Here is an 11,224-nt window from a genome sequence, read left to right as displayed (position 1 = left end):
GCTGCCGGCTACGTGCGTCGATGCGTATTCAGCGCGCCATTGCGCTCAATGCCGTTCGCCGCGCCAGCGTCCGGGCGCCACGCCGAAGCGCTTCGTGAACGCATGCGTGAACGTGCTTTGATCCGCGAAGCCGACGCTGCCCGCGATGTCGACGAGCGAATGCCGGCCGTCGGCGAGCAGCACGACCGCGGCGTCGAGCCGCAGCCGCTGCAGGTAGCGATGCGGCGTTTCGCCGAACGCCTCGACGAACAGTTGATGAAACCGGCGCATTCCGTAGCCGCAGTGCGCGGCGAGATCGGCGATGCGCAGCGGCTCGGCGAGCCGCGCGCGCAGCCAGCGGTCGATGCGCGCGAAATCGAGGCCCGACGCCGGCGCGGCGATGCCCGCATCGTCGAGCAGCGCGTCGCACAGGCGCGCGGCGGCCTGCCACTGAAAGCGGTGCGCGGCAGCCTGTCGTGCGTCGCCGGCCGGCGCATCGTGCTGCGCGGCGGCCGCCGCGACCTGCGCGACGAGCGACGTGAGCGCCGGGTCGATCGACACGGCGCGCGCATGGTCGAACAGCCGCTGCGGTACCGCGAGCGACGCGGCGGGCAGGTCGATCACGAGCTGGCGATTCTCGCCGAGGCCCGCGTAGTCGTGGCGCGCGCCGGCCGGAATCAGCCAGGCCGCGTGCCGGTCGACGCGCCGGCCGATTCCGTCCACCGCCATCACCATCGCGCCGTCGACGCCGAGCACGACCTGGTGGAAGTCGTGCACGTCCGACGCTTCGCACGTGGCGTAGCGGCGCAGCGCGATGGCGGGCGAGGCGATGCGTTCCATCGGAAGGGAAACGGCCGGCGGCGGGGTCAGACGTCGAGCAGTTCGACTTCGAACACGAGCGTCGCATTCGGCGGAATCACGCCGCCTGCGCCGCGCGGGCCGTAGCCGAGCTGCGGCGGGATCGTCAGGCGACGCACGCCGCCGACCTTCATGCCCTGCACGCCTTCGTCCCAGCCCTTGATGACCATGCCGCCGCCGAGCACGAACGCGAACGGGTCGTTGCGATCCTTGCTCGAATCGAATTTCTGACCGTCGGTCAGCCAGCCGGTGTAATGGACGCTGACGGTCTTGCCGGCTTGCGCTTCCGCGCCGGTGCCTTCGGTCAGGTCCTCGATCTTGAGGCCCGATGCGGTCGTGGTGACAGACATGACTTCTCCTGAAAGAACGTTGCGTGAAACCGCTATTGTAGGCGAGCGCGCAGCGGCCCGGCGCGCGTGGATTTCGTGCCGTCGTACGCGTGTCGGCGAAGGTGGCGGGGCGCCGCGCGCGGAATCGGCCGATCCGCTATTGGAACGCGCGTTTGAATTTTCGGCGAGCCGCGGGCCGCGGTTGCACCACGGCAGTGCGCCACGCGTATGAATCGACGTTCTCGGCACGTCTTGCCGCATGCTGGGCGACCGTTGCCGGACGCGGCGAGATGCCCGGCGCACGGGGCTGTCGGGCCGATGGCGACGCGCTGCGCCACACCCGCCACCTCGCCCGTTCGCGCGCCGGCGCGTTCGAATCGCTACCCGGCCGGGCGTCGTTCGAACGCCGTTTTTTCCGCCTGTCCGACCGTGCCCTGTTTGGAAGTGCGCATCTACCGCACGGCTTGCGTGCGCCGGCGCGAGCGGCCTATCGTTACATCTGTCGATGTCAGGATTTTGGCGGCGCGCGACGCGTCGCCCGGGCTTGCGCCGGCCGCGTCCGACGATGCGCCGGGCCGCTCGGCAACAGGAGAACGATGCACATGAAGTCAGCCGCTTCCGTCACCGCAGCCGGGATCATGCCGGTGCGCCGCGACCTGCGCTTCGACCTGCCGGTCGAACGTGCGAAGGACTGGCATGGCCTGGGGTCGCACGTGACCCATTTCTTCAACGCGCTGTCGCTGCTGTTTCCGGCCGGCGAGCGCTTCTTCATGGATTCGGTGCGCAACTACCGCGACCGGATCGACGATCCCGTGCTGAAGCAGCAGGTGCTGGGCTTCATCGGCCAGGAGGCGATGCACACGCGCGAGCACGTCGAATACAACGAGCTGATGCAGGCGAACCGGCTGCCCGCGCGCAAGCTCGACCGGCGCGTGTGGGCGGTGCTCGGCTACATGAAGCGCACGCTGCCGCATTCGGTGCAGCTCGCGCACACGGTGGCGGCCGAGCACTACACGGCGATGCTCGCCGACTGGCTGCTGCGCGACCCGACGCGGCTCGACGGCTCGGTCGAAGGCTACCGGCAGATGTGGATCTGGCACGCGCTGGAGGAAACCGAGCACAAGGCCGTGTCGTTCGACGTGTGGAACGCCGCGATGAAGCCGGGGCTGCGCCGCTACCTGATCCGCATCGGCGTGTATCTGCTGACGACGCTGACGTTCTGGCCGACCGTGTTCCTGATGCATGCGACGTTGCTGTGGCGCGATCGCGGCGCCGGCCATCACGTGCGCGGCCTGCTGCGGACGATCGCGTTCCTGTACGGGCCGCGCCGCGGGCTGTTCCCGCGCATCGCCGGCGAATGGCTGAGCTTTTTCCGGCCGGGCTTCCACCCGTGGGACCACGACAATCGCCACCATCTCGCGCGGGTCGACGCACTGGCCGCCACCTACGGCGAACACGGCGGCACGCCGGCCGGCCGCGGTCGCGCGAACGCGCCGGCGCCGCTCGCGTCGGGCCGCTGATCCGGGCCGCAGGCCGCCCGTCGCCCGTCGCCCGTCGCCCGTCGCGCGGCGCGCGGCGGGGCATCGTGCCTGTTGCGTTCGCGCATCGGCCGGCTCGTTCCGACGATTGACGAAATCAACCGGAACCGGTTGCACTGCGTTCGCATGCCCGCCACACCGGTTGCACACGCATGCGCCGGTGCGCCGATCGGGCGTGCGCCCGTCCCATACCCATGCCTCGCGCCAGCACCGGCGCGGCTTTGCGCGTGCGGCACCGGTTCTTTCCGGCCGTGTGCGGCGCCCGCCACAGGGATAACACCCATCTAGCCGGCGGCCGGCCGCATCGATATACCGTTCATGGCGACGTCGACTCCCGCGCGATTCATGCGCAGGGGGATTTTATTCGGACGGAAATACGCCCAATATGTCGGTTCGATCGTGTCCGTCGTACGCGGCGGTGAGCCGGCGCGCGATACCAAAGCCAAGCGGGGAACAACGATGGTTGCAAGGTCACCCGACGCAAACGGGCACGCGGCGCCCGAGATGACGGACGTGTCCGTCACCGCTCCCGAGGCCGGCCGCAAGCTGTTCGTGATCATGCGCACGCCCGACGAGCCGTTGCTGGCGCAACTGCGCGGGCTCGGCTGGGAGATCGCGGTCGCGAAGACGGCCGGCGCCGCGCAGAACATGACCTCCGGCGTGAGCGTGGCCGCCGGGCTGGTCGATTTCACCGGGTTCACGTCGCGCGACTATCCCGCGCTGAAGATGTGTCTGAGCCAGCCGGCGATCGGCTGGATTTCCATCGCGCAGGCCGGCATCACGATCGGCCCCGCCGTGCGCGAGCTGATCCGCAGCTATTGTTTCGATTACGTGACGCTGCCGCTGCCGTCCGAATGGATTTCGCACGTGCTGGGCCATGCGCGCGGGATGGCCGCGCTCGATCGCGTCGACGGCGCCGCCTACGCGGCGTCGATCGGCGAACACGGGATGATCGGCAACTGCGAGGCGATGCAGCAACTGTTCAGCACGATCCGCAAGGTCGCGAAGACCGACGCGAGCGTGTTCATCTCGGGCGAGTCGGGCACCGGCAAGGAACTGACGGCGCTCGCGATTCACGAGCGCTCCGGCCGCGGCAAGGGGCCGTTCGTCGCGATCAATTGCGGAGCGATTCCGCATCATCTGCTGCAGTCCGAGCTGTTCGGCTATGAACGCGGCGCGTTCACCGGCGCGAACCAGCGGCGCGCGGGCCGGATCGAATCGGCGAACGGCGGCACGCTGTTTCTCGACGAGATCGGCGACATGCCGGTCGAAAGCCAGGCAAGCCTGCTGCGCTTTCTGCAGGAAGGCAGGATCGAGCGGCTCGGCGGACACGAGTCGATCGCGGTCGACGTGCGGATCATCTCGGCCACGCACGTCGATCTCGACGGCGCGGTCGAGGCCGGGCGCTTCCGCGCGGATCTCTATCACCGGCTGTGCGTGCTGCGCATCCACGAGCCGCCGCTGCGCGCACGCGGCAAGGACATCGACATCCTCGCGCACTACGTGCTGCAGAAATTCAAGGCCGACAGCGGCCGCAAGATCAGCGGCTTCACGTCGGCCGCGCTCGACGCGATGCGGCGCTACGAGTGGCCCGGCAACGTGCGCGAGCTGATCAACCGCGTGCGGCGCGCGATCGTGATGGCCGAGAGCCGGTTGCTGACGCCGCACGATCTCGGGCTCGACACGCCCGGCGAAACCGAACCGGTGACGCTCGAACAGGCGCGGGCGCTGGCCGAGCGCACCGCAATCGAGAATGCGCTGCTGCGCAACGACCACCGGATCAACAAGGCCGCCGCCGAACTCGGCATTTCACGCGTGACGCTCTATCGGATGATGATCGAGCACGGGCTGAACGATCGCGACCACAACGGCGACAACGGCGGCAACGACGGCGGCCACGACGGCGCGCCGTCGGACGACGCCGGGCATCAGCGGGTCGGCTGAGCGGCGCGCGAACCGGCTCGGCGAGCGGTCCGCAGCCGCTGCGGCACGAACGTGACGGGCGGCGCGCACGGCCCGACCGCGACGACGCGCCACGCGCGGGCGAGCCTTGGCCCGACACGCCGAAGCGGGTCAGCGTGGCGAGCTCGGCGGGTCGTCGTGGGCGGTCGCCCGGGCGGCGCGAGGTCGCGTGCGGCGCCGCCGCAGGAAAGCCATGCGATCGGCCGCGTTCGGCGTCCGGCCGCGGCGTGCGGCGCACCTCGCCGCCGGCGGCATGTAAAGCGCATGAAACATTTCGCGTCGGCCGCCGGGCGAATTCCCGCGTCGAATCGGGCCGATCGGCCGGTTCGTCGCCGGTAAAAATTCCGCGCTCCATTGTTCAGCCTTATTCCGCAAGGCCCCGCCGTGCCGCCGCCGGCGCGTGCCGCGGCACCGATGTTTCAATTGCGTAACTTCCGGCATCCCACGCCGGTTCCGGCCGCGAGCCGGCCCGATCGCCCCCTTGTCCGGCCGGGCTCGCGCCGCGCTGGCCCGGTCCTTGCGAAGAAGGGCGTGCGAGAGTCGACGACGCGAGGTCCGTCCGGTCAGGCAGCCAAAGCCTTCAGTACCGGCCAGGACGCAGTCCGCGGGGATGCGGCGGCCGCGCGCGGTGCAGCGGCCGCGTCGCGGCGAGCACGGAGCGTCGTCGCCTGATCGCCGGGGCATCGGCATCGTCCGGTTGCCGGAACAAACATCAGACAGCAAACGGGGTAGAAAAATGATCGATCGTCACACGCCGCGGCCCGCAGGCCGCGATCGCCGTGATTCGGGACATCGCCGCTCGAACGTCGCGCTAGCGGCCGACCGGCATGCCTCGACAGGCCATCTCTCCGCGCCCGGCGCGAGGCGGATCCGGCTGGTTGCCGGTCATCCGCGCCGGGTCGGTACTTTCCTGCACGCGAACCCGATCCGCATGGGCATGTGCACACGGGCGCCGGTACCGCGACGCCCGGTTTTCGCCTATTGATTCGAACCGCACGACGTTCGCTCGCGTGGCCCGCCGTTGCCGCACGCGATTGATTGGTGATCCGAACGATAGACGAAACGTCGTGCCGCAGGCCGCGTACGACGCAACACGACAAACGACGCAACACGACGCGCATTCGATGCAACGGCGAGCCGCTCGATGTCGTTGCCATCCGGTTGAAGGGGAGGGGCGGTCGGACGCGCGCGACGGAAGCGGTCATCCGTACGCGCGCGACGCCGTTTTTTCAGCCGCCGTAGATGTCGAAGTCGAAGTACTTCGATGCGAGCCGCTTGTAGGTGCCGTCCTTGACCATGTCGACGATCGCGCGGTCGATCTTCGCCTTCAGGTCGGTGTCCTCCTGTCGCAAGCCGATGCCGGCGCCGATGCCGAGCACCTTTTCGTCGACGAGTTCGGGTCCGACGAACGTATAGTTCGCGCCGCGCGGCGATTTCAGGAATCCGATCGCGGCCTGCACTTCATCCTGGAGCGCTGCGTCGAGGCGACCGGCGATCAGGTCGGCATACACGCCGTCCTGGTTCTGGTACGACACGACGTTCGCGCCTTGCTTGCCCCAGTACGCCTTCGCATACGTCTCCTGTGTCGTGCCCTGCTCGACGCCGATCGATTTGCCCTTCAGCGATTCGGCGGTCGGCAGCAGCGGCGAGCCTTTCTTCACGACGAGCCGCGTCGGCTGGTTGTAGATCTTCGTCGTGAAGCCGATCTGCTGCGCGCGCTGCGGCGTGATCGACATCGACGACAGCACCGCATCGAACTTCTTCGCCTTCAGCGCCGGAATCATCCCGTCGAAGTCGTTCTCGAGCCACACGCATTTCGCCTTCAGGCGCGCGCAGATCTCGTTGCCGAGGTCGATGTCGAAGCCGACGAGCTTGCCGTCGGGCGTCTTCGACTCGAACGGTGCATAGCTGGCGTCGGTGCCGAAGCGGATCGTGGTCCAGTCCTTCGCGACGGCGGGGCCTGCGGATACCGCGAGCAGGGCGATCGAAACGGCGGCAATCAGTCTCTTCATCGTGCATTCCTTGGCGTGGTGCATCCGGTTTCTGGGCGACACGGTCTCCACGGACACGACCCGCGCCGTGACGCGGTGTCCGCACGGCCATTAACGCAGAAAATAAAATCGGAGTCCAGAATGGACAAAAAATATCGTTTCGCTGGATGCTGCACGCGATCGATGGGTGCGACCCTTGCAAAAATACGAGAATGGACTAATCTTGTTAGTGAATTCGTTTCGAGACTAACGATCATGTCACAGCCCGCGTACGATTCGCATTCCGCCGTGCCGCACGCTTCGGTCGCGCAGATGTCGGCGGCCGGCCTGCGTGCGTTTTTCAACATCGCGCGCGATTGGGAGCTGACGATTGACGAGCAGATCGTGCTGCTCGGATCGCCGGGCCGCTCGACGTTCTTCAAGTGGAAGGCCGCGCCCGAATCGGCGCGCCTGCCGCGCGATACGCTCGAGCGGCTATCGCTGCTACTCGGCATCTACAAGGGGTTGCAGATCCTGCTGCCCCAACCCGCCGCGGCCGATGCATGGGTCAAGCGGCCGAACGATGCGGCGCCGTTCGGCGGCAAGCGCGCACTCGACCGGATGCTGGCCGGCAACGTCGGCGATCTGGTGGCGGTCCGGCAATATCTCGACGCGATGCGGGGTGGCTGGGCGTGACGACACCGATCGAAGTCAGCCGGTGGCCCACGACCACCGTCGATTGGGCGCCCGCCTATCGCGTGATTCCCACCCGTTTTCCGGCCATCAACCTGTTCGACCGCGTCGCTTCGGCGGACGACTTCGACGCGCTCTACGCACTCGAATCGCTGACCAACGACCGCATCCGCAACGAAGTCGGCACGCTCGATCTCGTGCCGCCCGCCGAGCGCCGCTACGGGCAGGGCTGGGGGCCGATCATGGCCGCGTTCACGCACCTGAATCCGCTGGGCAGCCGCTTTTCGGACGGCAGCTACGGCGTGTTCTACTGCACGCGCACGCGCGACACGGCGATCGCCGAAACGCGCTATCACAGCGGGCTGTTCCTCGCCGCGACGAAGGAGCCGCCGATGCGTCAGCAGATGCGGCTCTACACCGTGTTCGCGCACGGCGACGTCGCCGACGTACGCACGTGGCCGCAGCGCGATCCCGCGTTGCTGGACCCGGTCGACTACAGCGCGGGACAGGCGTTCGGCCGCGCGGTGCGCCATGCGGGCGGCGCCGGGATCGTCTATCCGTCGGTGCGCGACCCGCGCGGCGAGTGTCTCGCCGCGTTCCGCACGACGCTGCTGCGCGACTGCCAGCATGCGGCCTATCTCGAATACAACTGGAACGGGTCGGCCGTCGATGCGGTGTTCGAACTGAATCAGGTCGGCTAGCGTTCGCCTGGCCGGCGCGGCGGGCCGTTGCGTTGCGCGGCGCGGGCGCCGGCCCGGCGCGTCAGGGCAGCGGCCAGTCGCCCGCGTGGCGTTCGCGCGCTTCGGCCTGCGTCATCGACCAGGTGCGGCCGGTGCGCGGCTCGGCGAGCGTAAGCCGGCCGGCGGGCGCGAACGCACCCGTATCGATGAACCATTGCGCACCGACTCGTTGCGGCGCACGCACCGGCGTGTGACCGGTGCAGGTCAGCGACAACCCGGCCTGCCGCGCCGGATCCGCGAGCCCCTGGACGAGATCGCGGCCCCACATCAGCCGCTCGCGTACGTCGTGCGAATAACTGCCCGTATCGAGATCCGCGTCCGAGCCGAAGAATTCCGCATGCAGCACGTTGAAGCGCGTCGGGCCGTCGCCGATCACGCGCACGAGCGGCAATGCGTCGACGCGCGCCGCATGCGCGCGCAGCCGCTCCGGCGGCAGGTCGGCGCCCCAGTCGCCGCCGATGCCGCGCCACGCGTCGGGCGGCAGCTTGCCGCGCGCGACGAGGCTCAGCACTTCCTCGTGATTGCCGCGCACGACGTGGCACCACGGCCGCTCGAGCAGGTCGAGCGCGGTGTCGGAGGCCGGGCCGCGATCGACGAGATCGCCGACCGAGAACAGCCGGTCGCGGGCCGGGTCGAAGCGGACGTCGTGCAGCAGCGCGCGCAGGACGTCGACGCAGCCGTGCAGGTCGCCGACGACGAAGTCGCGGCCGGTCGTATTCTCGGGATGGCGGCAGAGCAGGGCGGTGGCGGTCATCTCCTTATCTTAGGCGCTCGCGCCCATCGCCACGCCGCGATGGAATGGCGATAATCGGGGCGCGTTGGCCGCCGATGCGGTGCACCGCCCGAACCCTTTCCATCTGCTTTCGGGAATCGCACGATGACGTTTTATCCGCAGGTATTACGCAACCGGCCGCGCATGGTCGCGGCGTTCGTCGCCGGCTTGCTGTGCGCGGTGCTGCTGCCGTTTCCGCTGCGCCCGACCGTGCGGGCGCTGATCGGCTGGGATTGCGCGGTCTGGTTGTATCTGGTGCTGATGTGGGTGCGCATGGTCACCGCGCATCATCACAAGGTGCGCGAAGTCGCGATCCGCGAGGATGAAAACGCGACGACCGTGCTGACCGTCGTGTGCCTCGCGACCGTCGCGAGCGTCGCGGCGATCGCGATCGAACTCGCGACCGCGAAGAGCGTCGGCTTCCGCGCGGGACTCAGCCACTACGCGATTACGGGCGCGACGCTGTTCGGCGCGTGGTTCCTGATTCCGACGATCTTCACGCTGCACTATGCGCGGCTCTACTACGGCTCGCCGAGCGGCGATCGCGCGCTCCGTTTCCCGGACCGGAACCCGGAGCCCGATTACTGGGATTTCCTGTATTTCGCGTTCACGCTCGCGGTCGCGTCGCAGACGGCCGACGTGTCGCTCGCGAACCGCTCCGCGCGGCGCTCGGTGCTCGCGCAGTCGATCCTGTCGTTCTACTTCAACATGGCCGTGCTCGGCTTGTCGATCAACGTCGCGGCGGGGCTGCTGAGCTGACGCCGGTTACGCCGGTCACTTGAGCAGGTCGTACCGGCCGCCGCGCTCCAGCGCGCGCTGGTATGCAGGCCGGGCATGAATCGTGTCGAGAAAGCGCGCGATCGCGGGATACCGGCTGCCGCCGCCGCGCGCGGTCGCGGCTTCGAGCGGAAAGCTCATCTGGATGTCGGCCGCGCTGAAGCGGTCGCCGACGAACCAGCCGGTGCGTGCCAGCGCGCCGTCGACATGGCCGAGATGCAGCGCGATCTGCGGATCGACGAAGCCCGACTGCAGCGTCGCGGCGATCTTGCGTGCGATCGGCCGCGCGAAGAACGGCATCGGCGCCTGCGCGATCCGCAGCGCGACGAGCTTGAGCAGCAGCGGCGGCATCGCGGACCCTTCCGCATAGTGAAGCCAGTACGTGTAGTCGTGCCGCTCGGGCGAGCCGGGCGGCGGCGCGAGGCGCCCGTCGGCGTAGCGTTCGACCAGGTATTCGACGATCGCGCCCGATTCGGCGAACGTGCGGCCGTCGTCGGTCACGACGGGCGACTTGCCGAGCGGATGGATCGCGCGCAATTCGGCCGGCGCGAGCATCGTCTTCGGATCGCGTTCGTAGCGCACGATCTCGTACGGCACATCCAGTTCTTCGAGCAGCCAGAGCACGCGCTGCGAACGCGAGTTGTTCAGGTGATGGACGGTGAGCATGTCGAGGCCGAAAAGGGGGGCGGGAACGACATCATACCGAGCGCATGCGGCGCGTTCGCGAATCGCACGGCGCGTGTCGTGGCGCGCCGCATCGAGCCGTCATGCGCGCCGCACCGCGATCCATGCACCCCAGAACAGGCTCGCGAAAAAACGCAGCGGCGCGTCGAAGCCCGCTTCGCGCAGCAGCGCGAACACGGCGTCCTCGGACGCGGGCGGATCGGCGCCCTGCAGGATCTTCGCGAGCTGCGCGCGCACGGCGTCGGGCGTGGCGCCTTTCATGCGCCAGCGCTGCTGCCAGGCGTCGAGCAGACGCGGGTGGTCCGCGTAGCGGCGATGGTTGCCGGCGAGCACGAGCGGTGCGCCGGGCTTCAGGCGTCGTGCGATCGCGTGCAGCAATGCGGCTTTCGCGTCGTCGCCCGGCACGTGATGCAGCACGCCGATCAGCGTCGCGCCGTCGAACGCGGGCGCGTCGGGTAACGCGTCGACGCCGGCCTCGACGAACGTCGTACGCGCGCCGAAACCCGCGGCTTCGACGTTCGAGCGCGCGAGCGCGAGCATCGGCGCGGACGGGTCGACGGCCGTGAACTGCCAGCCCGGTTCGAGCGCGGCCGCGACGCAGATTTCCTGCCCCGTGCCGCCCGCGCCCGCGACGAGCATCCGCGCATCGGGCACGCCGATCGCCGACGCGAGCAGGCATGCGGCGAGTTCGTGGCACGCATCGTAGCCGGCGAGCGCGATGCGCGATTGCTCGGCGTATTCGTGTGCGCGCGGCGGATCGAATTTCGCGGCGCTGGCGGGAAGCGACATGGCGGAGTTCCTCGGAGTGGGGCGGACGGCGTGTCCGCGGGCATGACGCAGAGCGTAGGGGCGCGCGGCCGGCGCAACAAGGCGAGCGATCATTCCGGTATGCCGACTACCCGACTCGTCGGCCCGCACCGGC

Annotated in this window: 11 protein-coding genes; 5 read left to right on the top strand and 6 right to left on the bottom strand. The window is 68.9% G+C overall.

The annotated features are described in order from the left end of the window. Positions 1-45: 45 nt before the first annotated feature. Both WT53_RS23135 and WT53_RS23130 read right to left on the bottom strand, forming a co-directional pair. Positions 46-819 carry an AraC family transcriptional regulator gene (locus WT53_RS23135; RefSeq protein WP_060261685.1) on the bottom strand — a complete coding sequence of 258 codons (774 nt, stop codon included), beginning with the start codon at positions 817-819 and terminating at the stop codon, positions 46-48. Between the two features lie 26 nt (positions 820-845). After that, complete coding sequence (locus WT53_RS23130) at positions 846-1,187, bottom strand: FKBP-type peptidyl-prolyl cis-trans isomerase (protein ID WP_059466723.1); 342 nt, start codon at positions 1,185-1,187, stop codon at positions 846-848. A gap of 581 nt (positions 1,188-1,768) precedes the next feature. Between WT53_RS23130 and WT53_RS23125 the strand changes: the two genes are divergently transcribed. Next, positions 1,769-2,686 (top strand): metal-dependent hydrolase, encoded by a 918-nt coding sequence (locus WT53_RS23125; protein ID WP_034205266.1) that lies wholly within the window; start codon positions 1,769-1,771, stop codon positions 2,684-2,686. Positions 2,687-3,163: 477 nt separating this feature from the next. Further along, entirely contained in the window at positions 3,164-4,648 is a 1,485-nt protein-coding gene (locus WT53_RS23120; RefSeq protein WP_059825435.1) for a sigma-54 dependent transcriptional regulator, read from the top strand. Between the two features lie 1,247 nt (positions 4,649-5,895). Here the strand turns inward: WT53_RS23120 and WT53_RS23115 are convergent. Continuing rightward, a complete protein-coding gene (locus WT53_RS23115; RefSeq protein ID WP_034206232.1) occupies positions 5,896-6,678 on the bottom strand; it encodes an ABC transporter substrate-binding protein in 783 nt (260 codons plus the stop codon). Positions 6,679-6,912: 234 nt separating this feature from the next. Here WT53_RS23115 and WT53_RS23110 point away from each other — a divergent pair, with 234 nt between their 5' ends. Both WT53_RS23110 and WT53_RS23105 read left to right on the top strand, forming a co-directional pair. Next, positions 6,913-7,332: an MbcA/ParS/Xre antitoxin family protein gene (locus WT53_RS23110; protein ID WP_027782522.1), complete on the top strand. Its 420-nt coding sequence runs from the start codon at positions 6,913-6,915 to the stop codon at positions 7,330-7,332. Next, positions 7,329-8,030, top strand: coding sequence for an RES family NAD+ phosphorylase (locus tag WT53_RS23105; RefSeq protein WP_060261681.1), 702 nt, complete (start codon positions 7,329-7,331; stop codon positions 8,028-8,030). The genes WT53_RS23110 and WT53_RS23105 overlap by 4 nt, the downstream gene beginning before the upstream one ends. A 61-nt stretch (positions 8,031-8,091) precedes the next feature. On the opposite strand, the gene WT53_RS23100 is transcribed toward WT53_RS23105, so the two are convergent. Beyond that, positions 8,092-8,823: a metallophosphoesterase gene (locus WT53_RS23100; RefSeq protein ID WP_060261679.1), complete on the bottom strand. Its 732-nt coding sequence runs from the start codon at positions 8,821-8,823 to the stop codon at positions 8,092-8,094. Between the two features lie 123 nt (positions 8,824-8,946). Between WT53_RS23100 and WT53_RS23095 the strand changes: the two genes are divergently transcribed. Beyond that, positions 8,947-9,600 (top strand): DUF1345 domain-containing protein, encoded by a 654-nt coding sequence (locus WT53_RS23095; RefSeq protein ID WP_034205262.1) that lies wholly within the window; start codon positions 8,947-8,949, stop codon positions 9,598-9,600. A 15-nt stretch (positions 9,601-9,615) separates the two neighbouring features. On the opposite strand, the gene WT53_RS23090 is transcribed toward WT53_RS23095, so the two are convergent. Beyond that, a complete protein-coding gene (locus WT53_RS23090) occupies positions 9,616-10,284 on the bottom strand; it encodes a glutathione S-transferase (RefSeq protein WP_034205261.1) in 669 nt (222 codons plus the stop codon). 99 nt (positions 10,285-10,383) lie between these two features. Then, a complete protein-coding gene (locus WT53_RS23085; RefSeq protein WP_060261677.1) occupies positions 10,384-11,091 on the bottom strand; it encodes a class I SAM-dependent methyltransferase in 708 nt (235 codons plus the stop codon). Positions 11,092-11,224: the final 133 nt, after the last annotated feature.

Origin of the sequence: Burkholderia sp. MSMB2157WGS (assembly GCF_001532755.1) — a bacterium.
GTDB lineage: Bacteria > Pseudomonadota > Gammaproteobacteria > Burkholderiales > Burkholderiaceae > Burkholderia.
The sequence above is the reverse complement of the archived record's forward strand: the minus strand, read 5'-3'. Positions and strand labels throughout refer to the sequence as shown.